At 54.4% G+C, this 25,079-nt stretch carries 22 protein-coding genes; 6 read left to right on the top strand and 16 right to left on the bottom strand.

Annotated features, from left to right (window positions below; genetic code table 11):
* Positions 1-80: 80 nt before the first annotated feature.
* From kdpC to kdpF, 4 genes are all read right to left on the bottom strand, one after another.
* Complete coding sequence (gene kdpC, locus KGB18_RS09020; protein WP_123723173.1) at positions 81-626, bottom strand: potassium-transporting ATPase subunit KdpC; 546 nt, start codon at positions 624-626, stop codon at positions 81-83.
* Positions 627-839: 213 nt separating this feature from the next.
* Positions 840-2,897 carry a potassium-transporting ATPase subunit KdpB gene (gene kdpB / locus KGB18_RS09015; protein ID WP_223569681.1) on the bottom strand — a complete coding sequence of 686 codons (2,058 nt, stop codon included), beginning with the start codon at positions 2,895-2,897 and terminating at the stop codon, positions 840-842.
* A 10-nt stretch (positions 2,898-2,907) separates the two neighbouring features.
* Entirely contained in the window at positions 2,908-4,602 is a 1,695-nt protein-coding gene (gene kdpA, locus KGB18_RS09010) for a potassium-transporting ATPase subunit KdpA (RefSeq protein ID WP_223569680.1), read from the bottom strand.
* 8 nt (positions 4,603-4,610) lie between these two features.
* Positions 4,611-4,700: a K(+)-transporting ATPase subunit F gene (gene kdpF / locus KGB18_RS09005; RefSeq protein WP_007899818.1), complete on the bottom strand. Its 90-nt coding sequence runs from the start codon at positions 4,698-4,700 to the stop codon at positions 4,611-4,613.
* A 404-nt stretch (positions 4,701-5,104) separates the two neighbouring features.
* On the opposite strand from kdpF, the gene eat reads away from it, so the two are divergent.
* On the top strand, positions 5,105-6,469 hold the full coding sequence (gene eat / locus KGB18_RS09000; protein ID WP_008006002.1) for an ethanolamine permease: 1,365 nt from the start codon (positions 5,105-5,107) through the stop codon (positions 6,467-6,469).
* A gap of 144 nt (positions 6,470-6,613) precedes the next feature.
* Complete coding sequence (locus KGB18_RS08995) at positions 6,614-6,781, top strand: DUF2897 family protein (protein ID WP_008006000.1); 168 nt, start codon at positions 6,614-6,616, stop codon at positions 6,779-6,781.
* Between the two features lie 114 nt (positions 6,782-6,895).
* Here KGB18_RS08995 and KGB18_RS08990 read toward each other — a convergent pair whose 3' ends face one another.
* From KGB18_RS08990 to KGB18_RS08970, 5 genes are all read right to left on the bottom strand, one after another.
* Entirely contained in the window at positions 6,896-7,747 is an 852-nt protein-coding gene (locus KGB18_RS08990) for an urea carboxylase-associated family protein (RefSeq protein ID WP_123723169.1), read from the bottom strand.
* Between the two features lie 15 nt (positions 7,748-7,762).
* Positions 7,763-8,416, bottom strand: coding sequence for a GntR family transcriptional regulator (locus KGB18_RS08985; protein ID WP_123723168.1), 654 nt, complete (start codon positions 8,414-8,416; stop codon positions 7,763-7,765).
* 74 nt (positions 8,417-8,490) lie between these two features.
* Positions 8,491-9,765: a beta-ketoacyl-ACP synthase II gene (gene fabF / locus KGB18_RS08980; RefSeq protein ID WP_223569679.1), complete on the bottom strand. Its 1,275-nt coding sequence runs from the start codon at positions 9,763-9,765 to the stop codon at positions 8,491-8,493.
* A gap of 33 nt (positions 9,766-9,798) precedes the next feature.
* The gene (locus KGB18_RS08975; RefSeq protein WP_123723166.1) at positions 9,799-10,593 is read right to left on the bottom strand and encodes an SDR family NAD(P)-dependent oxidoreductase; all 795 of its coding nucleotides are present in this window, start codon (positions 10,591-10,593) and stop codon (positions 9,799-9,801) included.
* 207 nt (positions 10,594-10,800) lie between these two features.
* The gene (locus tag KGB18_RS08970) at positions 10,801-11,136 is read right to left on the bottom strand and encodes a ComEA family DNA-binding protein (protein ID WP_052964079.1); all 336 of its coding nucleotides are present in this window, start codon (positions 11,134-11,136) and stop codon (positions 10,801-10,803) included.
* Positions 11,137-12,115: 979 nt separating this feature from the next.
* Here KGB18_RS08970 and KGB18_RS08965 point away from each other — a divergent pair.
* Genes KGB18_RS08965 through KGB18_RS08955 form a run of 3 tightly spaced genes read left to right on the top strand, consistent with a single transcriptional unit; the run spans position 12,116 to position 14,880 of the window.
* Positions 12,116-13,597, top strand: a complete 1,482-nt coding sequence (locus tag KGB18_RS08965) for a hypothetical protein (protein ID WP_148710225.1) — start codon at positions 12,116-12,118, stop codon at positions 13,595-13,597.
* 4 nt (positions 13,598-13,601) lie between these two features.
* Entirely contained in the window at positions 13,602-14,528 is a 927-nt protein-coding gene (locus tag KGB18_RS08960; RefSeq protein ID WP_123723163.1) for a glycosyltransferase family 2 protein, read from the top strand.
* On the top strand, positions 14,479-14,880 hold the full coding sequence (locus KGB18_RS08955; RefSeq protein ID WP_123723162.1) for a GtrA family protein: 402 nt from the start codon (positions 14,479-14,481) through the stop codon (positions 14,878-14,880). Before KGB18_RS08960 ends, KGB18_RS08955 begins: the two co-directional genes overlap by 50 nt.
* Positions 14,881-15,325: 445 nt before the next feature.
* Here KGB18_RS08955 and KGB18_RS08950 read toward each other — a convergent pair whose 3' ends face one another.
* The 5 genes from KGB18_RS08950 to KGB18_RS08930 all read right to left on the bottom strand — a co-directional run bounded on the left by KGB18_RS08950 (position 15,326) and on the right by KGB18_RS08930 (position 21,808).
* A complete protein-coding gene (locus KGB18_RS08950) occupies positions 15,326-17,320 on the bottom strand; it encodes a polysaccharide biosynthesis protein (protein WP_123723161.1) in 1,995 nt (664 codons plus the stop codon).
* A gap of 262 nt (positions 17,321-17,582) precedes the next feature.
* On the bottom strand, positions 17,583-18,521 hold the full coding sequence (locus tag KGB18_RS08945) for an NAD-dependent epimerase/dehydratase family protein (protein ID WP_123723160.1): 939 nt from the start codon (positions 18,519-18,521) through the stop codon (positions 17,583-17,585).
* A gap of 53 nt (positions 18,522-18,574) precedes the next feature.
* The gene (locus tag KGB18_RS08940; RefSeq protein ID WP_123723159.1) at positions 18,575-19,372 is read right to left on the bottom strand and encodes a Wzz/FepE/Etk N-terminal domain-containing protein; all 798 of its coding nucleotides are present in this window, start codon (positions 19,370-19,372) and stop codon (positions 18,575-18,577) included.
* Between the two features lie 397 nt (positions 19,373-19,769).
* A complete protein-coding gene (locus tag KGB18_RS08935; protein WP_123723158.1) occupies positions 19,770-20,897 on the bottom strand; it encodes a hypothetical protein in 1,128 nt (375 codons plus the stop codon).
* A complete protein-coding gene (locus KGB18_RS08930; protein WP_123723157.1) occupies positions 20,894-21,808 on the bottom strand; it encodes a glycosyltransferase family 2 protein in 915 nt (304 codons plus the stop codon). Before KGB18_RS08930 ends, KGB18_RS08935 begins: the two co-directional genes overlap by 4 nt.
* A gap of 235 nt (positions 21,809-22,043) precedes the next feature.
* Between KGB18_RS08930 and KGB18_RS08925 the strand changes: the two genes are divergently transcribed.
* Positions 22,044-22,427, top strand: a complete 384-nt coding sequence (locus KGB18_RS08925) for a hypothetical protein (protein WP_123723155.1) — start codon at positions 22,044-22,046, stop codon at positions 22,425-22,427.
* Positions 22,428-22,547: 120 nt separating this feature from the next.
* Here KGB18_RS08925 and KGB18_RS08920 read toward each other — a convergent pair whose 3' ends face one another.
* Positions 22,548-23,588, bottom strand: coding sequence for an MraY family glycosyltransferase (locus KGB18_RS08920; protein WP_123723154.1), 1,041 nt, complete (start codon positions 23,586-23,588; stop codon positions 22,548-22,550).
* A 361-nt stretch (positions 23,589-23,949) separates the two neighbouring features.
* Positions 23,950-24,843: a glycosyltransferase gene (locus KGB18_RS08915; protein ID WP_123723153.1), complete on the bottom strand. Its 894-nt coding sequence runs from the start codon at positions 24,841-24,843 to the stop codon at positions 23,950-23,952.
* Between the last annotated feature and the right edge of the window lie 236 nt (positions 24,844-25,079).

Raw genomic sequence — 25,079 nt, 5'->3', positions numbered from 1 at the left:
ATCGATGGTGGTCACAAATCGTGTATCCACCATCGCCTCCTGTGGGAGCGGGCTTGCCCGCGATTGGCGGCGCCACCGATCTACAGTTTTTCCAACGCCCTATTCAGCGCCAACACATTCACCACCGGCGGCCCCACCAAGGGCTGCTCGATGTGCGCGTCCAGCAATTGCTCAAGCGTAGACACTGGCAGATTGCGCGCCGCCGCGACTCGCGCCAGTTGATAGGCAATCGCAGCCGGTGGCAAGTGCGGATCGAGGCCACTGCCGGAGGTGGTCAGCAAGGCCAACGGCACCGGGCCCTGCCCCGGCACCTGCAATTTATTGGCCTCGTCGATAACCCGAGTGGCCAGCGCGGGATTGCTTGGCGAGAAGTTGCTGGCGCTGCTCGACACGGTGGCAAAGGCACCGGCCGATGGCCGTGGGTGGAACCAGGTGTCGCCGACGAAATCCTGGGCAATCAACGACGAACCGCGGACCTTGCCGTCGGCGTCACGCACCAGGCTGCCATTGGCCTGGTCCGGGAAGGCGACCTGGGCGACACCGGTGACCACCAAGGGGTAAGCGACGCCGGTGATCAGGGTCATCAGCACCAGTAGGCTCAGAGCCGGACGTATCAGTGTGGACATTTCAAAATCCTCGATTCGAAGAATATTCATCACTCGGAAGGCACACACATCACCTGTGGCGAGGGAGCTTGCTCCCGCTCGGCTGCGCAGCAGTCGTAAACCTGGTGAATGCGGTGTACCTGAATAAACACGGTGGCCTGAGGTGGGGCTGCTTCGCAGCCCAGCGGGAGCAAGTTCCCTCGCCACAAAAGCCCCTGCCTCAAGCAGCAACCGCTAAACCAGATGCAACGCCGTCAACAACATGTCGATCGCCTTGATGCCCACGAACGGCACCAGTATCCCGCCCAGTCCATAGATCAGCAGATTGCGCCGCAGCAACGCCGCCGCGCTCACCGCCTGCACCCGCACACCGCGCAGCGCCAGCGGAATCAGCACCACGATGATCAAGGCATTGAACACAATCGCCGACAGAATCGCGCTCTGCGGACTGTTCAGGTGCATGACGTTGAGCACACCCAGTTGCGGGTAGATCGAGGCGAACAGCGCCGGCAGGATCGCGAAGTACTTGGCCACGTCGTTGGCGATGGAAAAGGTCGTTAGCGCACCGCGGGTCACCAGCAATTCCTTGCCGATCTGCACCACGTCCAACAGCTTGGTCGGATCGCTGTCGAGGTCGACCATGTTCGCCGCCTCACGCGCCGCTTGCGTACCATCGTTCATCGCCATGCCGACGTCCGCCTGGGCCAGGGCCGGGGCGTCGTTGGCGCCGTCACCGCACATGGCGACCAGGCGCCCGTCGTTCTGCTCGTGACGAATGCGCGCCAGTTTTTTCTCCGGCGTGGCTTCAGCCAGCACGTCATCCACGCCTGCTTCAGCGGCAATCGCAGCAGCGGTCAGCGGGTTGTCGCCAGTGACCATGACCGTGCGAATCCCCAGCTTGCGCAGCTCGGCGAAACGCTCGCGGATGCCAGGCTTGACCACGTCCTTGAGGTGGATGACACCGAGCAATTTTCCGTCAACGCAGACCAGCAACGGCGTACCGCCACTCTGAGCAATCTTGTCGATTTCCCGCGACAGAGGCGCGGCCAGATCGGCGCGTTTCAGGTCGACGAAGGTCAGCAGCGAATCCACCGCGCCTTTGCGATAGACCCGGCCCTGATAGTCGACACCAGACAGGCGGGTTTCAGCGCTGAACGGCACGGCGGTCAATACGTCAGCGGACGGCTCGGGTTGCGGGTGAAGACAGCGCAGGTACTCGACGATGGATTTGCCTTCAGCGGTGTCATCGGCCAGGGAGGCAAACAACGCGCCCTCGGCCAGTTCTTTGGCAGTGACACCTGGCGCGGCATAGACCGCGGAGCAGCGACGGTTACCGAAGGTGATGGTGCCGGTCTTGTCCAGCAACAGGACGTGAACGTCCCCCGCCGCTTCCACGGCGCGACCGGATTTGGCGATCACGTTCAGGCGCACCAGACGGTCCATCCCGGCGATACCGATGGCCGACAACAAACCGCCGATAGTGGTCGGAATCAGCGTGACCAATAACGCCACCAGAAACACCAACGGCAGACTGCCGTTGGCGAAGTGAGCGAACGGTTGCAGGGTCACCACCACCAGCAGGAAGATCAGGGTCAGGCCGATCAGCAGGATATCCAGCGCCACTTCGTTCGGGGTTTTCTGGCGTTTGGCGCCTTCGACCAGCGCGATCATGCGGTCGAGAGTCGACTCGCCGGGGTTGGCGGTGATGCGCACCAGCAGCCAGTCAGATACCAGTCGGGTGTTGCCGGTGACGGCCGAGCGGTCGCCACCGGACTCACGAATCACTGGCGCCGATTCACCGGTAATCGCCGCTTCGTTGACCGCCGCGATACCTTCGATCACCTCGCCGTCACCGGGAATCATCTCCCCCGCTTCGACGCGCACCACATCGTCCTTGCGCAGGCTGGTGGCCGGTACCACTTGAAAGCTGCCATTGGCAGTTTTGCGACGGGCACTCAAGCCTTCGCTACCGGCCTTGAGGCTGTCGGCGCGGGCCTTGCCGCGACCTTCGGCCAGCGCTTCGGCGAAGTTGGCGAACAACACGGTGAACCAAAGCCACAACGCGATTTGCGCGGCGACGAAAGTCGGCACGGCGTTGTCGGGAATGAAGCACAGCACAGTGGTGAGGATGGCGGTCAGTTCGACCACCAGCATCACCGGCGCACGTTGCAATTGCCGTGGGTCGAGCTTGACGAAGGCTTGCACCAGCGCCGGACGCCAGAGGGCCGAGATCGCGGTTTTCTGTTGTTCCGGCGCCTTGGCGACGACGGTTTTGCTTACAGGCATATTCATGATGGATTCCTTAGAAGCCCATACTCAAATGTTCGGCAATCGGGCCCAGCGCCAGCGTCGGCAAGAAGGTCAAACCACCCACCAGCAAAATGGTCACGGTCAACAGGGTCACGAACAGCGGGCCATGGGTCGGGAAGCTGTTCTGGCCAATCGGGGCGGTTTTCTTCATCGCCAGGCTGCCAGCCAACGCCAGTACCGGAAGGATGTAACCGAAGCGCCCAATCAACATGCCAAGGCCCAGCATCAGGTTGTGGAACGCGGTGTTGGCACCGAAGCCGCCGAACGCCGAGCCGTTGTTGGCACTGGCCGAGGTGTAGGCATAAAGCAACTGACTGAAACCGTGAGCGCCGGGGTTGCTCACCGCCGCGACCGGGCCGGGCAGGCTGGCGGCAATCGCGCCGAGCACCAGCACGCCGACCGGCATCACCAGCAAAGTCACCACCAGCAACTGGACTTCCCGGGCTTGCAGTTTCTTGCCGAGGTATTCCGGAGTGCGGCCGATCATCAGTCCGGCGAGGAACACTGCGATCAGCACGTTGAGCAACATGCCATAGAGCCCGGCTCCGACGCCGCCGAAGATCACTTCGCCGACCATCATGTTGATCATCGCGACCATGCCGCTCAGCGGGTTGAGGCTGTCGTGCATGCCGTTGACCGAACCGTTCGACGCCGCAGTGGTGGTCACCGACCACAGCACGGTGGCGGTGGTACCGAAACGCGCTTCCTTGCCTTCCAGCGGCGCAGTCTGTTCGACGGCGACGTTGGCCAGGGTCGGGTTGGGTTGGTATTCAGCCCACAGCGATGTCGCACCGCCGATCAAAAACAGCGCCAGCATGCAGGCGATGATCGCGCGGCTCTGACGCAGGTCTTTCACGTAATGACCGAAGGTGAACACCAACGCGACCGGAATCAGAATGATCGAGGAGACTTCGAACAGGTTGCTCCAGGCTGTCGGGTTCTCGAATGGATGCGCCGAGTTGACGCCGAAGAAACCACCGCCGTTGGTACCCAGTTGCTTGATCGCGATCTGGCTGGCAGCCGGGCCGAGCGGGATCACCTGATCGACGCCTTGCATGGTCACGGCGTTCACGTAGTGGGCGAAGGTTTGTGGCACGCCCTGCCAGACCAGGAACAGCGCCAGCAGCAGGCACAACGGCAGCAGGCCGTAGAGGGTGGCGCGGGTCATGTCGACCCAAAAGTTGCCCAGGGTCTTGGTGGACTTGCGACCGATGCCACGACACAGCGCAACCAACACAGCGAGGCCGGTGGCGGCGCTGACGAAGTTCTGCACGGTGAGGCCGACCATCTGACTCAGGTAGCTGAGGGTCGCTTCGCCGCTGTAGGACTGCCAGTTGGTGTTGGTCATGAAGCTGACGGCGGTGTTGAAGGCTTGCGTCCACTCCTGACCCGGCAGGTTTTGCGGATTCAGCGGCAAGTGATCCTGAAACAGCAGGATCGCAAACAGCAGCAAAAAACCCGCGAGGTTAAAGGCGAGCAAGGCCAGGGTGTATTTCTGCCAGCTCTGCTCGGCCTGCGGATCAACGCCCGCCACCCGATAGCAACCACGTTCCACCGGCCCGAGGATCGGCGAAAGCCAAGTGCGCTGCCCTTCCATCACCTTGTAGTAGAAGCGCCCCAGAAACGGTGCCGGGATCAGCACTACGGCGAAGAAGGCGATGATCAGCCAATAGTCATAACTGTGCATAGCCGCTCCTAGTTCCGGTCCGCGCGCAACAGCGCAACCAACAGATAAATGAACAGCCCCACTGCCAATAGCAGTGACACCCCGTCCAGAACGCTCATGGAAGTTCTCCGTGTTACGGCGTATTGCCGCGTGTGGAGTGATTGTCTGCAGGGAGGCTGTAAAGGAGCGAGATCGAGGGGTGGTGCGGGGCATAAAGAATGCGTAAAGAGTGGGTTTATGGCTTTGTTACAGCGGTGTTCCGGCGGGCCTCATCGCGGGCAAGCCCGCTCCCACAGGGATCGGAGTTGTGTGGGTAAACGCATTCCAAATGTGGGAGCGGGCTTGCTCGCGAAGACGGCAGAACAGGCAACAACGCCCCCAACTGGCGCACAAAAAGCACTCATCCAGCGGCGAACATCCCCGATACGACAGCTTTCAGCGCTTTACGACGCCCATCCGCAAAATGGCACGCCCACTGCACACACCCTCCCCGAGCTTTTCCAAACCGTTCCGGGAGCAACGCATGAACACACAACTCAAACCCACGCTGGGCACGCTCCACCTGTGGGGTATCGCGGTCGGGCTGGTGATTTCCGGTGAGTACTTCGGCTGGAGTTACGGCTGGGGCGTTGCCGGGACACTTGGTTTCCTGGTGACCTCGTTCATGGTCGCCACGATGTACACCTGTTTCATCTTCAGTTTCACCGAACTGACCACCGCCATTCCCCATGCCGGCGGTCCTTTTGCCTACAGCCGCCGCGCCTTTGGCGAAAAGGGCGGATTGATTGCCGGACTGGCGACCCTGATTGAATTCGTCTTCGCCCCACCAGCGATTGCCCTGGCGATCGGTGCCTATCTGAACGTGCAGTTTCCGGCCCTCGACCCGAAACACGCGGCGGTCGGTGCCTACATCGTGTTCATGGGCTTGAACATCCTCGGCGTAAAACTCGCCGCGACCTTCGAACTGGTGGTCTGCGTATTGGCGGTCGCCGAATTGCTGGTGTTCATGGGCGTGGTCGCCCCGGCGTTCAGCTTCAGTAATTTCGCCCTCAACGGCTGGGCCGGTTCTGATGTGTTCGGTGCGCCAGCGATTGCCGGCATGTTCGCGGCCATTCCGTTTGCCATCTGGTTCTTCCTGGCCATCGAAGGTGCAGCCATGGCTGCCGAAGAAGCCAAGGACCCTAAACGCACGATTCCCAAAGCCTACATCAGCGGCATCCTGACCCTGGTGCTGCTGGCCATGGGTGTGATGTTCTTTGCCGGCGGCGTCGGCGACTGGCGCACCCTGTCGAACATCAACGATCCGCTGCCGCAAGCCATGAAAGCCGTGGTCGGCGAAAGCTCCGGCTGGTTGCACATGCTGGTATGGATCGGCCTGTTCGGTCTGGTGGCGAGTTTCCACGGGATCATCCTCGGCTACTCGCGGCAGTTCTTCGCCCTCGCCCGGGCCGGTTACCTGCCGGCATCCCTGGCCAAACTGTCGCGCTTCCAGACCCCGCACCGGGCGATCATCGCCGGTGGCGTGATCGGCATCGCGGCGATCTACAGCGACGGCCTGATCAACCTCGGCGGCATGACACTGACGGCAGCGATGATCACCATGGCGGTATTCGGCGCGATCGTGATGTACATCATGAGCATGCTCAGCCTGTTCAAACTGCGCAAAACCGAGCCGAACCTGGAACGCACTTTCCGCGCGCCTTGCTACCCGTTGGTGCCGTTCATTGCGCTGGTGCTGGCGGTGGTTTGCCTGGTGGCGATGGCCTGGTTCAACACCTTGATCGGGTTGATCTTCCTCGGCTTCATGGCAGTGGGTTTCGTGTACTTCATGCTCACCGCGCAATTGCGTGCCGATGCGCCGGCGGATGCGATGTTGACCGGGCTCTGACTTCACACACCGCGCCTGCAAGGATGTACGGCGTCTACGGCATATCAGGCATAGAATGGAACCACTGCGAAAATTAATCGCTCAAAGTGGTATGCACGATCGATCGGCGAAACCGCCAATCGGCCTGCCCTCAAGGAGAGCCCTATGCCCTGGTATGCCTGGTTGATTCTGATCGTTGCCATCGGCTCGATCGTTGGCGGTTTGATGATGCTGCGCGACACTGCCAACAAGGTCGAATTGACCGAAGAGCAACGCAAACGCGTCGCCGAACGCAACGCGGAAGCGGATGCCAAGGATGCGCAGGACCGCTAGATCAAAAGATCAAAAGATCAAAAGATCGCAGCCTTCGGCAGCTCCTACACGGAATATGTGTTTCCCTGTAGGAGCTGCCGAAGGCTGCGATCTTTTTGCTCTTGCTTTTAGCACTTACTTTTCCCAATCGGCCTTGGCAATGTGCAAGCCATGCAGCCCTTTGTAGGCCGCACGTTCCGGCTGGCTCCAGCCTTCAAGCAACGCATCCTCCAACCGATAAATCTCCACCCCCAGCGGCCGACACACACTCAGCGGATCCTGCGCATCCGGCCCCCACATGGCCAGGGACAGATCGCCACCCGGACACGTCGACAACGCGCACAGCAAATCAATCTCGGCAAAGAACTCCAGGTAATCGCCCTTCTGTGCCGGGCAGGCTTTCATGAAGTACATGTCGTCATGATTCAGGCCGGTGCACTGAAAAATGTTCAGCACATCATGCACGTCAAACTCGGTCAGGCCATAGGGCAACACTGCGCGAGTCAAATTCGAGTGGCAGTGATGATGGAAGTCTTCGCCCGTGAGCATTTTGTTCACATACGGATCGCAGCGCGTCCCCAGTAAGTCGTGCAAACGCCCGCCATGTTCGTCGATGCCGTACCCGGCCAAGCTATCGTCGGTGATGGTCACCAGCGGCCGCAAGAAAGGCAGGTTCGACCAGAGCCGGTCATGGGTGCTGACATGCGCCCCTTGCAACTGCCGGGTTCGCGCAGCCCACAAGCGTTCGCGCGGGTCATGGGCATTCCAGACATTGAAGTCCCCGACTTGCGGGCCGACCGGGGTTGTGACCCTGAACACATGCCCGGCCGGCACATTCCAGGCACGGCCGGTGCGGATCGGCACTTCGAACTGCTCGATCAGCGTGCGCCCCTCTTTCTTGTCCCGGACTCTCTCGTAGAAAGCCGTGTCTACCTGCAAGGCCGAGCCTTTGCTGACTTGATAAGCCGCCGGATAGTCTTTGTACATGGCACAAATCCTCGATCAGTGATGGGAAGAAGGGGCAAGCATCTGCAACAGGAGGTGTTCGGAGTCGTCGAGATAAAGGCTCATGGCGTCCCCGGCCGCGCGCTTATCGCCGTCGGCCAGCAAGTCATGTATCTGCCGGTCGCGCGCCAGCCAGGGCGCCTGAAAACGTGATTCATCGGGAGCGGTGCAAAACACCAGGCGCAATTGCGCGACGACGTTGGTGAAGAACTCATCGAACAATGGACTGCGCAGCAATCCGACGATGTGCTGGTGAAATGCCAGGCTGTGGGTGCCGACGGCACGCCAGTCCTCACGCTCCCGGGCCAGCTCGGTGGCCTCCAGGGCTTCAAGCATCCGGTCGGACTGATAATCACGCAGCGGCTGACTGGCGCTGATGGCTTGCAACTCCAGCGTGCGACGGACCTTGAACAGATCGCGCACATCATCAGCCCCCAACCTGCGCACCATCACGCCTTTGTTGCGGATATAACGGGTCAACCCTTCTTGCCCCAGACGGTGCAACGCCTCGCGAATTGTGTTTCGCGAGGCGTTGTAAGCCGACACCAGATCGTTTTCCACCAGCGCCATGCCGGGCAGCAAACGACCGCCGATGATGTCAGCGCGTAACTCCAATGTGATGTGGTCGGCCAGGGACAGTCCGCTGTTCATACTCAACGCCTCGTGATTGTTCAACAATCGTCAGCGAATAAGTAATCACTATTCGTGCCATCACCTGTCGTGAACTAGTCCTCCCAATATTTGAACAACACGCTGGCGTTCACGCCGCCAAATCCGAAGCCGTTGGACATGGCGTACTCGATCGTCATTGGCCGCGCCTGACCATGAACAATGTCCACGCCTTGGGTGGCTGGATCCGGGTTATCGAAGTTGAGCGTGGCCGGCACCACCTGATCGCGGAGTGCCAACAGCGTAAAGATCGCCTCGATCCCGCCTGCGGCGCCGAGCAAATGCCCGGTCGCGGACTTGGTCGACGTTACCGCTATCTTGTTGTCCGAGCCGAACAGCGACTTGATGGCCGCCAACTCCCCCAAATCCCCAACCGGAGTCGAGGTTGCGTGAGCGTTGAGATGTTGCACCTGTGCCGGCGAAATGCCCGCCTGAGCCAACGCCAGCGACATCGCCCGATGCGCACCGCTGCCATCTTCAGGCCCCGCGGTCAGGTGATAGGCATCGGCGCTGGTGCCGTAACCGACCAGTTCGGCCAGAGGCTGAGCGCCGCGCGCCAGGGCATGCTCCAGGGATTCGATTACCAGAAGGCCCGAGCCCTCGCCCATCACAAAGCCATCGCGGCCACTGTCGAACGGCCGCGAGGAGCGTTCCGGGGTATCGTTGTAACCGCTGGACAAGGCCCTGGCCGCCGCGAACCCGGCGAGACTGACACGATCGATCGCCGCCTCCGCACCGCCACACACTGCAATGTCCGCCTCGCCACATCGAATCAGCCGCGCCGCATCACCAATCGCCTGAACCCCGGCCGCGCACGCCGTTACCGGAGCCCCCAAAGGCCCCTTGAAACCGTGCTTGATCGACACATGGCCCGCGGCGAGATTGACCAAAAACGAAGGGATGGTGAACGGCGACAAACGTCGCGGGCCACGGTTGTCGGTGGTGCGCACCGCATCGGCAATCGCACCGAAACCACCCACGCCCGAGCCGATGATAGTTGCAGTACGCTCCTGGGCATTGGCGTCCTGCGGTTGCCAACCCGCCTGTTCCACTGCCTGACGCGCCGCCTCCATGGCAAACATAATGAAGCGGTCCATCTTCTTCTGCTCTTTGGGCGGCGTCGCCCGATCCGGATCAAAACCCGCCTCAGGATCTTCCGCCAGCGTCTGCACCGCGCCACCGACCTTGGCCGGCAGATCGGCCACCACCTCGTCCGGTAACGCCCGCAACCCGGAGCGCCCGGCCAACAGACGCGCCCAAACCGCTTCGACGCCACTACCCAACGGTGACACCAGGCCCATACCCGTGACTACCACTCGACGATTACTCATAACGCAAATACCTCAAGCCGATTCAATGGCGCCTCACTTGTAACGCGTGGCAGCCGTGCTTCTGGACAGATTCGGCGCCATCGCATGACGCGCCGCTACATAGGACTCCCACTCAGAGAGATTCGGCAAGGAAGGAATGGTGATCAACTCACCTTGGTCCAGACCCGACAACGCTGCGTCAACCATCTCCCCCGCTTCCATGATCATGTCCGCCGGAATCTGGGACGCATCGATACCGGAACGCTCCAAAATCTCGGTGCGTGTTACCCCCGGCAACACCGCTTGAACCTGGACCCCGGTGCCCGCAAGCTCCTCGTTCAACGACTGAGTCAGGCTCAACACATAAGCCTTGCTCGCGCTGTACGTCGCATTGAACCGCTCAGGAAACAACGCTACCACCGACGCAATGTTAATGATCGTCCCCCGACCGGCCTTGGAAAAACCGGCAGCCGCCGCCGAGGCCAGCCTCGTCACCGTGGTGACGTTCAGCTGAATCAAACGCTCCAGCTGATCCATATCAGCGTTGGCGAGCAAACCATCCGCCGCGACACCAGCGTTGTTCAGCAATAGGCTGATACTCGAATCGCTGCGCAGACGCTGCTCAAGCTTCAACACGTCATCCTTTTGCGTCAGATCCGCCTTCAGCACCTCCACCTGAACCCCATGCGCGGCGCGCAACTTGCTCGCCGCGGCCTCCAGCCGTTCCTGATCACGGGCCACCAGCAACAAATCAAAACCACGCGCCGCCAACCGCTCCGCGTAAACCGCACCAATGCCGGAAGAAGCTCCGGTGACCAGGGCCGTACCCTGGTTCTGGACAGAATTCATGACAATGCTCCCTGGAGGACGATTGAGGAAGGTGAAGCGCCTGAATGTCAAAGCGCTTCAGCGAATAACGAATTTATTATAGGCATAATCCAAGCGCCATATGATAGCCGTAATTTTTCTCCCCTGATGAAAGGCGTCAGATCACCCTCCACGGCAATATGCAAAAAGGCCGGTCAATGACCGGCCTCTTGGTGTGGACTTACAAGCTTAGTTCACTTCCAGCTTCTCGCGATTCTTGTCCAGAATGGCTTTGCCAATCCCCTTCACTTCCAGCAATTCGTCGACGGACGAAAACGGCCCATTACTCTCACGATAAGCAACAATCGCCTTGGCCTTCGCTTCACCAATCCCGGACAACTCGCGCTGCAGAGTCGGCGCATCAGCCCCATTGAGATCGACCTTACCGGTTTGAGCCTTGGCGGCGACGTCCAGCATCAAGGGTGCCTTGGCAGCCTCCGGCGCCGCTGTCGGCGCGGCAATGGCCGCAATAGAGGCGCTGGTGAGCAGGGCAAAAACCAGAGAGTAGAAATAGCCAGTACGCATAAATGAAGCTCCATGACATCAATTGAGAAAGCAGCTTTTCCGAAGCTGCCTCCTAAACTTAGGCGATGTACTAGAGCTGTCAAAAATGTGTCCGTTACAAGATGTGAAACAATCAGGGCTCGAGACGGCGTTGCTGGTGGATCCAGTCGACGATTTCGCCATCGGGACTGTAACCGCTGACGGTTTTCACGCAGGAGTTGGACGCGCGAGGGCACGTGGCTCGCTGGCTCTTGCGCACGACGCGCCATGCCTAGCGTATTTTCAAAAAGGCCGGTCAATTATCGCCCCTGTCGCTGATTGACCACCTAATTAAGGCATAGCGGCGCTGACTGCCATGCAAGTGGCAGGGAAACTGTTGAGCAAAGCTGCAGCACTCCAGAGCCATCAGCATCATAAGCGTCAGATTGATGAACTCTTCTTTCCTGTCGAAGGTGTCTAAGGCAGCCCATAAGTTGTCGATAACTTCAACGGCTCTGCGCTCAACCCAACAGACAGTCAAAAATGGCGGCCTTAAGGGCGGTTAGTTTTCGTTGATTATGTGAGGAAGGAAGGGGACAAGATCAGAATTCGGCGGGAATTCATGCATGAAAGAGAGAGGCGTCGCAGTGAAATTGCTCTTGCGAAAGAGATGGTGCTGGGTCGGCAGAAGGCCAGAGATGCCTAGGCTAACTCTTGTGAGCTCATCTGTTTGCGGCCGAGAGTGGCATGACCTAAATACCACAGCTATTTTCTCAAAGATTTATTCTAGATACAACGCTGGCCACTACCCCACTTGATTAAGCTACACCCTTTCTGATAATATTACCAGTTCTTGAAAAATGCATTGAGCCGTGAAAAACATTCAGTGAATGGGGGCTATATCCACATGATGTCCAAAACAGCGCGAAATACCCAATGCACAATACACGCCTCCTCTATTGGTGGATAAACTTCGTAATCGCGGCCTGCCGGCTGTGCACCATAAGAAAAATACATTGAAATGAATAAGTTATCTGGTATTGACCGCCATGCACTAATGGGCTGTGTGGGGGTCCTGTTCATGGTGTTCTGGTTCTCTTTTAATTTCAATCACGGTGAAAGAATTCAGCACAACGATGGCCTAGGCTGGGACGGCGCTGCCTATGCTGATTGGGCGCAACGCGATTCAATAGAGATACTTAACAGTCACACAGTGTCCGAGTATTATATCGGCCGTCTTCTCCCCTCCATCATCATTCATAACACCACGAAGTTACTGGGCTATGATATAACTTCAACCCCTCGAGTGATTCACGCCTTCTACTTATTCAATGTCGGCCTACTTGTCATTGCAGCCGGACTACTCATCCTGATCGGCCGACATTATCAATGGCGAGTGCCTATTTACTTCCTGGGCTTCAGCGCACTGTTTTTCAATTACCCTGTACTCACCAATCTATCATATAACCCAACTCTGACAGATATTTCCGGTTACGTCCTAGGCCTGGGTATTTTCTATGCCTACATCAAAAATCGCTTCACCCTTTTGGTAGTGCTCAGCTTCCTCTGCTGCTTTGTATGGCCCACGATGCTTTACGGTGCACTACCGATGATCATGCTAGGTAGGGCCAGCGTCGCTAACCGCCCGCCCTCTCTGCATAGCCACCTGTTAGCATTGCTGGTTGCCATCTCCCTGATTGCGCTTGCCGCCTACCTATATGCCAATGGTCTACGACAATCCTTAGGCACAACCGTTTTCAAGAAAGAGATTCTTCCACTCAGCATAATTCTGTTCATTACCTACATTTACTTAGCGCTGAAGCCGATGATCGACGTGCCCGCCTATCTGCGAGCATCCAGGTACATCAAGGTGGCTCCAGTGGTAGTGGGCATCCTCCTGTACGTCTCGGTCAAAGCAATAGTCTTTCACTTTTCCGACCGGACGCCTGGCCCACTCACAATCACCACCTATCTAGGCCTGTTTACACAGGCATCCTTGTCAAACCCGTTGATCAACGTCGTTGCGCACGCGATGCACTATGGTCCGTTTTACATGATCGCCATCTTGCTTTGGCCGCGTATCGCTGCGCAGGCAAAAGCCGAAGGCCTGGGCCTCAGTGTCTTCATCGCCTTGTTTGCCTTCCTGTCCATCGGCTCCGAATCACGTCAGTTCCTCAATGCCTGGCCGGCTCTTGCAATGCTGACGTGCCAGGCACTGAACCAGTTGGGGGATGAGCGCAAGGTCGACTGGTGGCTTACCTATGCCGTCGCAGGCATGGCACTGATCCTGTCCAGGTTCTGGCTGAGTATAAATGTCGGCCCTTGGACGGGTAACTTCCAGACATTCCCGGACCAGATGCTCTACATGTATTCCGGCCCGTGGATCTCTCACCAGATGTATGGTGTTTTTCTCGCTGTGACGCTGCTCTGCTTCATTAGCCTGCTTACATTGCTGCGCCAACCGTCCAGCTCACCCGTGCGCACATCTACACAGGAAGTATGATCCGATGAAAACGCTATCCATTGTGGTACCTGTCTATTTTAACGAAGGCTCCTTGCCGGATCTATTCAGCAAACTTCTTTATATAGAGCAATTACTTAATCAACAAGACATGCTGCTGGAGCTCATTTTCGTCGACGACGGCTCCCAAGACAACTCACTGAATTTGCTCAGACAGTTTGTGATTACGCGCCCGGGCAGCAAAGTGATCAAGCTAAGTCGTAATTTCGGAGCCATCAGCGCGGTAAAAACTGGCCTCAATTACATCACTGGGGATTGTTTTCTGTTCTTGGCCGCTGACCTTCAGGACCCGCCAGAGCTTATCCCGGAAATGATTAGCCGCTGGAAAAACGGTTCCAAGTACATCATCTGTGAGCGCACAGATCGACAAGACCCATTGGGGTCAAAAATATTTTCAGCAGTGTATTACAAGCTATTGCGCAAGTTCGTAATGGCAAGCTATCCGAAAAATGGTTTTGACCTCGCTCTCATGGACGCCCAGCTTCTGCCCTACCTTAAAGACAGTGGCAAGCATATCAACTTCCCTCTATTCCCATTTTGGCTAGGGTTCACCCCCGAAAAAATACCTTACGTTCGCGTGGCTCGTGAGCATGGAAAATCCAGGTGGACTTTCGGAAAAAAATGGAAGCTGCTTATCGACTCCATTTTTTCGTTTTCCTTCGCTCCGGTCAGGCTGATTTCGGCAATAGGCCTGATAGTGTCGCTGGGTAGCTTCGCTTATGGCACCGTTGTGGTGCTGAGTGCTCTGTTTGGCAAGGTTGAAGTGCCTGGGTTTGCGACACTGGCCACCCTCGTATCCTTCCTGTTGGGCCTGATCATAGTAATGCTTGGTGTAATGAGCGAATATATTTGGAGGATATTTGATGAGGTCAACAGACACCCTCATGCAGTTATTGAAGAAGAAATTCTTTAATTTCGAATTCATTAAATTTCTTATCGTTGGCTGCATCAATACCGGCGCCGGATATATTTTCTATCTAGTGTTTATTCAAGTGATGGTATACACATATGCTTATTCTCTTTCGTATGCCTTAAGTATCGTAATTTCGTACGTTCTCAATGCGCGCTACGTCTTCAACGAACCCCTCTCCCTGAAAAAGCTTCTTTCGTTCCCGCTTGTTTACATCGTTCAATACCTAAGTGGTTTATGCTTGATATACCTCGCTGTTGAACAGCTATCTATCCCCATCACCCTAGCTCCGCTCCTAGTTGTGGTTATCACCCTGCCGATCACCTTCCTACTTGCTCGGTTTATTGTGAAATAGCGTGGCGCGGTGAAAAACACCACTGCTCGGGCTGGCACACCGGGCTTGGGTACTGAACGACCTCGATGAGCTAAAAACCCGAGTGCTTCAAGGATGTAAAGGCCATCGACATGATGCGTAACACGGAATAGTCCGCACTCAAGATTCACCCTGCAAGAAGATCCGCGTCAGCACTCGCAATGGTATGTTCAATCTGGCGAAAACCAAGTACACGGTTTGCTGACTGGTCAATCATTTAATCGAGATATCATAGTCGTAACTTTAAATCCGCCGCTGGAAGGGGCTGCACCGCCACCACCACCAGAATGCAAAAAGGCCGGTCAATGACCGGCCCTGGTGTTGAGCTACAAGCTTAGCTCACCACGATTTTATTCGCGACGCTTATCCAAAATCGCTTTCCCGATCCCCTTCGCTTCCAAAACTCCTCCACCGAGATGTGAAACAATCAGGGTTCGAGGCGACGTTGTTGGTAAATCCAGTCGACGATTTCGCCGTCGGGGGTGTAGCCGCTGACTGCTTCGCGCAGAAGTTGGCGAACACGTGAGTAGTCGTCTTGATCAACTGCCGCCAACAAGTCAATCAAACGACCTTTCAGGACGTCCCAGGCAAGGTGATCTTCGTTCGCGCTCATAATCATCGGGTGCTGCGTAGCCGATACGTTTTCGCCAATCAGCAGCTCTTCGTACAGTTTTTCGCCTGGACGTAACCCAGTGAACTCGATAGAAATGTCGCCGTGCGGGTTCTTCTCCGAACGAATACTCAATCCCGACAAATGGATCATTTTCTCCGCAAGCTCAACGATTTTCACCGGCTCGCCCATGTCCAGCACGAACACATCGCCGCCCTGCCCCATGGAGCCTGCCTGGATTACCAGTTGCGCTGCTTCAGGAATGGTCATGAAATAGCGGGTGATCTTTGGATGGGTAACCGTCAGCGGTCCGCCCGACTTGATCTGGCTATGGAATAGCGGGATGACGGAACCCGACGAGCCAAGGACATTGCCGAAACGAACCATCGTGAAACGTGTTTTGTTGACGTGCGAAACGTTCATCTTATCGCCGAACAATACGGGGGCAATCTCGCGGCTCAGCGCTTGCAATGTCAACTCGGCGAGACGCTTGGTGCTGCCCATTACGTTTGTTGGACGGACCGCTTTGTCGGTCGATATCAGCACGAAATTGGACACACCCGCCTGTAGTGCCGCTTGAGCCGTGTTGAGCGTTCCAATTACGTTATTCAGCACGCCTTCAGCAATATTGTGCTCGACCATCGGCACATGCTTGTAGGCGGCAGCGTGGTAGACCGTGTCGACACGCCAGGTTTTCATCACATCCAGAAGCTTTTCTTTATGACGGATGGACCCAAGAATTGGCAACAGCCGAATCGCAGACGACTCTCGACAACTGCGCTGCTCAAGTTCGGACAGGATGCTGTAGAGATTAAATTCACTGTGTTCGAACAGCAGCAGCGTAGTGGGTCCCAGGGCGAAAATCTGTCGGCACAGTTCAGACCCGATCGAGCCGCCAGCGCCTGTTACCATGACCGTTTTACCGCGGATACAGCGTTCCAGCAACTCAGGCTGCGCAGGCACCGAGTCGCGACCTAGCAAGTCGGCGATATCGACTTCCCGAATATCTTCAACCTTCACGCGGCCGCTGGCCAAATCGGTAAAGTTGGGGACGCTGCGCACGTGTAGCGGAAACCCTTCCAGTACATTGAGAATTTCCCGGCGCCGAGCGCGGGTCGAAGACGGCAGCGCAAGAAGGATCTCCTGGGCACCAGTGACATCGATCATCTGCTGAATGTGTTTGGGTTTGTAGACGTGCAAACCGGAAATGGAGCGATCGGCAATGCTGGAGTCGTCATCGATGAATGCGACCGGTCGCATGACACGCCCCATACGCAATGCTGCTACCAGTTGGTTGCCTGCTACGCCCGCGCCGTAGATAGCAACTTTGGTCAAACCGTCATCACGGTTTGTGAAAGGAACGTGCTGGGCGGCTGTGAACCAGTCGCCCATGAAATATTGGCGCATGCATAGGCGCAGGCCGCCGATGATGACGAGACTCAACCACCAGTAGTTGAAAATGACAGACCGGGGAACAACTGCCTCGTGATTGCTGTACCAGTAGACTATCAAAGCCAGGATCAGCGAGGAAAGGCTGACCGCTTTAATGATGGCAACAAGGGCATCGTTACCAAAATACCGCATTACGGCTCGGTACATGCCGAACCGTATGAACAAGGGAATCGCGACAACTGGCGCACAGGCGAATAGCCATATAGGAATTTTGAAAGGATTGATCATCTCATCAATCCCCAAACGCACCACGAACGCCATCCACAGTGCTACCCAAACGAGTATAACGTCTGTGAACACTTGGATTAACCGCTTCTGCCGACGCGGAAGTCCCAGCAAAAACATCCTCAGCCTATCCATATAGCCTTGCCCCAAAACGCCCTACTCCCTTGCTTGAACTCGTTTAAGTCCATTGTACGTAGGTAAGCATCGTCGTAACAGGAAAAAACGACATCCAGGATCTACTGACAGGTTTGTGCGACCCATTAGACTAATGTGGGTTAATCGTGGCGGACGTTGCGATGGACAATCTGAGCGCGCGATAGGCCGGTTCCGGCGCTCAGGACGAGCAGCGTAAAAGCAGATTTACTGTAAGCGCTCCATAACCCCACCGATTTCAAGACTACAAACCTCGGTAACTGGCGCTCTCTTTCCGAAGGTTTTCCTCGACGTTACGTTCGGGAATCCAGCCCAGCGTCCGCTGGGCATTGGAGCTGTCCACTTCCAGTGAACAGCAAAGCTGCTGATAAAGTGCTTGCTTGCCTACCAGTGAGAACAATGTCTTCAGCAATACTGGCGGAACAGGCAACTGTATACTTCGCTTACCCATCCCTCGCGCCAGTGCTCGCACCATAGCAGCAGTGGATATTGCTGGCTCATCAGCGACCAGGAATAATTCCCCCGCCGCCTTAGGATGTTGTGCAGCGAGCAAGATGAAATTACAAAGGCTCTCAACGCCGATAACACTGCGCCTGTTGGCTACCCCAGCGAACGGCATCGGCGCACCGCTGGCGACCAGTTTCAATAGACGCCGAAAATTCCCCGGTGCGTGAGCCCCGTACACCAGCGGTGGGCGAATAATCACCAGTTCGGTAGGCGTGTCTTTAAAAAGAGAAGTCAGACCCACTTCAGCTTCGTGCTTGGCAATCGCATAAGGAGCGTGGGGGGCTGCTGGTGACAGCTCAGTGAATGCCTTTCCGTGTGTTTCATTTCCGTTCACACCGATGGAACTAATGAAAACAAACCGCTGTACACCACGTAACAAGCAGACCTCAGCTAGTCGAATGCATGCATCTCGATTGACTTTCCGAAACGCCTCCAGCGGGTTTTGCTCATTGGCATTTTTCACATGTGCCCGTCCCGCCAGATGAATGACGCAGTCGACTGATTCCAGTCGGTCTGACCAGGCTCCGATGTCGTCGAGCTCTCCAAGCACTACTTCGCCGCAAGCGATTTCCGGAAGCCTACGATGCAGCGCCACAACTTCATGCCTCTCAGCCAAAAGTTGCTCGCATAAGTTACGGCCAATGAACCCGGAGGCTCCTGTCACAAATATCTTCATGCACCCCCCTTAGCTAAACTGTCATGCGCCAGCCCTGCGACTGGAACATGCTTTCAGCTTTTGCCAACGCGCCTCAGGCAAGCCGCCAAAAGCCCCACCAGCAACCCGGTGATAAGCCCCAAAAGAATAACGGGTGTTTGCCGCGGGAATACGGCTTTAGGAATAGGATAAACAGAAATCAACTGCGTAGGCATGTAACCCAATGCGTATTCGTACCTGCGCAATACAGCTTCGATTTTGTTGATGGCATCTCGGTGCGCGAGGTAGATAGCCATTCCCTCTGCCAACCCACCCCCGCCCCCTAGCGCGTCTAAATGAGCTTGTCTCGATTTATGAAGGTCAGCAACCATTTGCGAAAGACGTTCCCGGCCGGGTTGGCTTAAGACATCCTGTTGCTGGCGAACCAACTCGAAGATACCTTCGGCGCATTTTGAAGCAAGCTCCGCGCCTCGAGCTCGGACGTTGACCATAAGGAAAGCTGGCTGACCTTCGGCGGTGTACCGAGCCAGCCTAGTCATCCGCTGTTTAGCCTCTGGCACATCGTCGAGGCCACACTCACGCAGGACTTCGCCCGAATAAGCAGCAGGGCTGTTCAGCCGCGCGATGACTGAAGTTGCAGATTCGATCTGGTTTGAAATCGGAGTGCCGTCACCATCCAACCCACGGTTTTCAGCCATTTTTATTATCGCAGAGGCTTCGTACTCTGATGGGGTAACCCATAAATAGGCGCTAGCTCCCACTAAGCCCAAAACAGCGCCGGCAGTGATAAATTTCCAGCCTTGTGTCAAAAATTTCAGCAATGACACAAATGTAAAAGCTTCCACATCATTTTTCACTTCAGGGTCGTGCATAAAGCATCACTCGCGTAAGTTGAAGTTAGGCTATCTGGTCCGAACTCGATAATCCGCGCCCTTCCCAAGACTGTTGAGAAGACACAGGAAATGCAAACCCAGCATAAGCTCGCGGACAAATTGCACATCTGCAGGAGCAAGCTGGCCCAGCTGTCGGACGACCAGAAGCGATCATCTAAAACCATATAAAAAAGGGCCGGGTTCCGCTAAATTTTTGCGCAAATACGTGGAGTCGTATTGATCTGCCACCATACGATGCGACCTCCACCTCGATAACGCCAAGGTGCAAGAGAATACCGTGCCACTACTGGCACAAATAAATTCGGGATGTATTGTACTGAAATACAGGTACGTGTGAGTACAGCTGTCACACCCGCTGCATAAATCAGACTCAGGCTTAGCTTTTTCTGTCATATTTCGATAGGGCTATTAAGGGCACCCGGTATGTAAAGATTTGCATGAGTAGACACAACGCAATGAAGCCCAAATTGGTCCAAGTGTAGGCTTGGGGAGCGAAGCCTGCCATCACACAACAGTAACTGATGCGTAAAAATATCAAGAACGAGATTATATTTGGGCGCTTCCTGAAGAAATAAACGGACGCGACTAGCGACAGGTACAAAAACAACGCCGCACCCACCGCCCCCACAGACCCCCACGCCATCAGGAAGGGAAAGTATTCAGTTCCAACGTTAATGACAGGCTCATCAAATGGGATAGTAGATCCCAAGGTTTCTACTCCGCCTGCCTGGGGGACCAATTGATTAATCAAGAAATCTGAGTCGATGTAACCTTTGGCCATTATGGAACTAAAGTTATAAATTCCCGCACCAATGTAGAGTAAAATCCATTTAAAGCCGGCTGAAGCCGCGACATAGAAGTCGCTGAAAGGTAATGCCACCCAATCAAGGCGCCCCGAACGAAATTGCCCCAATTTAGCAAAAAGAAGCAGTGCCCCTAGCAAGCTGGCAATCAGGGTTTTCCAGGGAATTTGCCGCTTGGAGAAAAAGACCATGGTTACGGCCAATCCATACACCGAGGCAAAAAGCCGGTTTCGGTCCAGTACCAGAACAGGAAATGCCAGTCCTATAGCAATGAAAAGAACTCTGATGCGTTTGTCTGGGTAGCAAAGCAATCCTACAATGGGAAGTACCCAGCACATATTCGAGATATGTCGAACATGCGATCGACCTCCGTCGAAGTTGGCATAGATCTCAGGATTAAGTAATGGCAATGGAAATAAGGTCAAGTCGAGGATGCAGGCCACCAGCACCGACCAAGCCAACACCTTCACCCAATAGCATTCGGGCGAGCGATCAAAGGGCACGAGTTGTAGTGCGCGGCGCGCGGGCAAACGAATACCTAGTATCGAATCGAACACTATGGCCAAGACGGCGACCACCATCAAAATCGAAATACCGACGCCGTAACCCTTAGGCAGTTCAAATGTAAGCAGCGCAATAATGCAACTGCCCAGCAAGGGCAATGAGAAAAATATCGAGGGAGACCGATGAAAATCTTTCACACGCCGCCCTTTTTAGAGTTGCTCATGCCTTGCAACTCCCCCGCAATGTTAAATGCAAAATATCCTGCCATATAAAATGACGTCTTGAGCCACTGGTGTTTTAAAAATGCGACCTTTGCGTCGACCAAGTAACACTGTGCTTGAAGCATTTTTTTATAAGGACCGTGGAATTTTGCGATGTGCCGTTTTGCTACTTTTCCGGACTCTTCGAGATTCCTGATTCTGGACACGACGTCGGGAGTCCGGCAGGTATTGGTGTTGTGTACTCGGTATGCACATACGCGCTCATCGATAAAGCCCAGCCCACCTTGTGCCGCAATCCGGAGAAAAAAATCCCAATCATCAATCCGTAGCCCCTCGTCCCAGCCTTCACCGTCGGTAACGAATGCTCTACGCACCATCGGGACAGGGCCCGCAACCGCCCAGTCGCTAATAACCGACGCTATAATGCCTTTCTCCGATAGGTATCTTTGCTTGTTCGCTCGGTGCAAGCCGGTCATACCGCTGTCGTGGATCACTTTGCCATGCTCGTCGACAACGATGGAGTCACCAATGACAGCCAACTTATCCGGGCAGTTTAGCAAATAGTCGACCAGCTTTTGGCTGCCTCCCGACAAGAAATAATCATCACTGGCGCCCAACCTGAGAAAATCGCCGTTTGCCAAACTTGTGAGCTCATTTATAGTCGCCGTTACACCTTTGTTTGGGCGACTCTTATAGATAACGTTTATGCTCTCGGCATGGCGTGACAGCCATTGCTCGATCACCTTCGCGGTGTTATCGGTAGAACCATCATCAATGATTACAATTTCTTTATTGCCATAAACATCGGCTAAAATACTATCAAGGCAACATTGAACGTATTGGTCATGATTGTAAGCAGGTACGATGTAAGATACTAAAGGTACCAATACGTCCTCCGGACATTGTTGCGACCGAAATAAGGCCTAATTGAATAATCGTATTTTATATACTATGGCTTGCAGAGAGTCAACCGAAGGGTCCCCCTTTGAAACAATTGTCTGCATCAGGTTCAGTCCATCCAGGCTTCTTATGCGAGCGCCTTTTGCCTCTGTGAGGGCTGCGGAAAGCTGATCTTTTAGTCGTTTCGCGGTGCCTTGCGAGTCTCCCGCACTGAGATATTTCATGGTTTTCCGTGTAGGCAACCTTACAGGAGTACTTGAGGTCAGCGCCAAGGGTCAGATTCCCGACCTACAGCTGGGTCAAGACCGCAATGGTCTACAGACAGCAATCGTATTTGTGGCTAAGCCAGTACAGGAGCCGTACGCAGAGTTGATTAAGGGTTCGAAGCGCTACTTTCTTGAAAACAGAGGCATCACGAGTATCAATCCTGATGATCAGAGTGTCGATGAATCGGTGGGAATCATCGAACGTCTGCAAGGTGCCGGAGTCCTTGGTCGCTCGCAAATTGATGAGGCAGTTACACGAATACGACGTCGATTGAAACTTGAAGCTGTCGCTTTTTACGGCGCGACAGCCCAAGCAATAACTCACGAGGATTGTTTTTGAACAAGCAGTTGATGCTAGTAATAATGCCCGTAAATTTGCGACAAGCTTCACCTAGCCGCATCACTATATCTACATGATGCATGTCTATGTTTGTCGACAAAAACTTATCTTAGCAATCCGTTAAATCTTACCACCACCGAGGCCGTCGGCATTTTCCAATTCACCAGCGTGAAATTTCACCGCCAGAATTATTAAAGGAAAGTAGGCAAAAATCAGACCGAACACACCGTCCATTCCTAGCAAAACCACACTTAGGGCAATTGGGAGCAGCCAAAACGCATTGATAGCTGCGACCGCCAGTATTACCGGTAAATGCTTACCAAAGCGTCGAGATGCAAACTGATAGGCATGACTGCGATGTGCTTCATAGACTTTGTCACCACGCACACAACGACGCATTAAAGTAAAAGTAGCATCTACGATGAACACGCCAAGCAAAATCAACATTGCCCAAAACAATTGTGAAGAAGCCCAGGCAGAATTAATGGAAATCACTCCCAATACAACCCCTAAAAACCCGCTTCCGGCATCGCCCATAAAAATTCGCGCAGGCGGGAAATTCCAAAACAAAAAACCTGCAGTAGCGCTAGCGAGTGAAAGGGGAAGCCAAACCATGCTATCAAAACCACTTACCCAATAAAGCAAACAGACCCCCATACATACGCAGATCGTTTCGATACTGGCGATGCCATCGATCCCATCCATAAAATTGTACAAATTTAGCATCCATACCAAGTAAAGCGCAGATAGAACGTACCCAAACCATCCCAGGTCAATAGTCAAGCCGAAAATGACGATCGCAGGTAAACCACCCAGCCAAAACAATGCCCAGGCAGCGGCAGCGAAATGTCCTAATAAGCGCCATCTAGCGGCGACATGACCATGATCATCAATAAATCCGATCACTGCGATCAATGCTCCAGCTCCGCCTACCGCGACCAACGTAGTGACCGGCACCAACTGCATCCATGCCAAAAATGGCAGGCACGAGAGAAAAACCAAAACAATCGCTACCCCCCCACCACGAGGCGTTGGAACCGAATGAGAACTTCGAGCATTTGGAATATCAATAATGCTGCGCGCAAGGGCATAACGCCTCAACAGCTCAGTCAGCGTTAAAGACAGGAGAATAACGAAAGGAAGGAACAGCCACTGAATCATTATTTTTTATGCTCCATTTATTGCTCCGCAGCAGATTTCAGCCGCTTCCCCAGCTGATACAAGTGAACTCGATTGCACAAGAGCGTAAGTTATTAACATGCGAAATCTCATTGATTCGCAAAGATTTCGATAGGATTATACATCCCAAAAAATTCTACTCAAGATTTCAACGCCCTGCTGAAAATTCAAAACGACCCGCCTGCGCGCCAATATTTTGATCGATATATAATTGACTTTCTGCCAGAAGAGCGGGATAGCTCTTCCAACATTCAAAAACCTTAATGTCAAACACTCAATACCGCTTAACCTAAGAGCATAGGGGTGAAAGTCACAAAAAGTCAGGCCACTGCACAACTCATACCTAATAAATCCCCAGAACAACCATTACCAACAAAAAAACTCGATCGCGAAATCGACGACGCAAGCTAGCCCAGTTGCGAATCAAAAAAGAGGAAGGAATCTTACCCTGCTTGAGCAAGGAAGCCGGTAATCCTTGGGCCTTATCTGCCAATAAACCTGAAATTTTACTGACCTCGCCACGATACCACCCGCTTCGCAATAAAGACAAACGGGCCACGAGAGCTTTAATACCAGTATTAGCGCCGAATTGATTGTTTGAATGCTGACGATAGAGCATATGAGAGACCGGGTCTATGTACCAACTCAGACCACTTGACCTAAACCAGGCATACACCAACCAGTCATGCAAAGATACTTCACATACACGCGACCAATTCGCTATTACAAATCGCTTGAACTCAAGCGCATCAGACACTTTAAGAACATAGCTGCAGCCAGGCCCAGCTGCCTCGAACAAAAAATCATACTTACGTTGCCGCTGTGCTTTATCAAGCAAGACTTTCCGCCCATCAGACCAAAATGCAGTTACATTACTGGAATAACCCGAAGCGCACGATTCCGAAATCCTCTCGTGAGCAGCGCTCAACTTATCGGCTAACCAAATATCATCTTGATCAGCTAAAGCTATATAATCAAATTCAGAAAAATCTACGTCACGGATAAGCCTATAAAAATTTCTACCCGCCCCACCAAAATGTTCGCCGTGAGGAAGAACTTTGACCTGGGTATTATTTAACGCCAGTTCGCTAACCCATGCCTCTGTTGCGTCGCTAGAAGAGTCGACGCTAATAAAAATATTTACATCAACATTTTTTTGCTGAAGAATTGATTCAACCTGTGCAGGCAACCATTTAACGCCATTATAGGCAGCTAATAGTACAGCAATTTTAACCATATCCAACAAGACCTCCCTTCTCGATCACCGATCGCTCAATAACATCCCTAGCCAACAGGTATTCAAACGGCTGAGGCATTAGCCTCACCACTACCAAGAGCAGGAAATCGGAATAATTCTAAATCCCACATTGAGAGATGCTAACTCCGCCTAAACAATGATCACTGCTAAAAAACACTTTACAATAATACATACTAGTAATCATCATAAAATCAATTATCTCGGCCGAGCAATAA

The organism is Pseudomonas sp. BF-R-26, assembly GCF_019947395.1.
Lineage (GTDB): Bacteria > Pseudomonadota > Gammaproteobacteria > Pseudomonadales > Pseudomonadaceae > Aquipseudomonas > Aquipseudomonas farris.
Note: the sequence above shows the minus strand (reverse complement) of the source record. Positions and strands in the feature narration are given on the sequence as shown.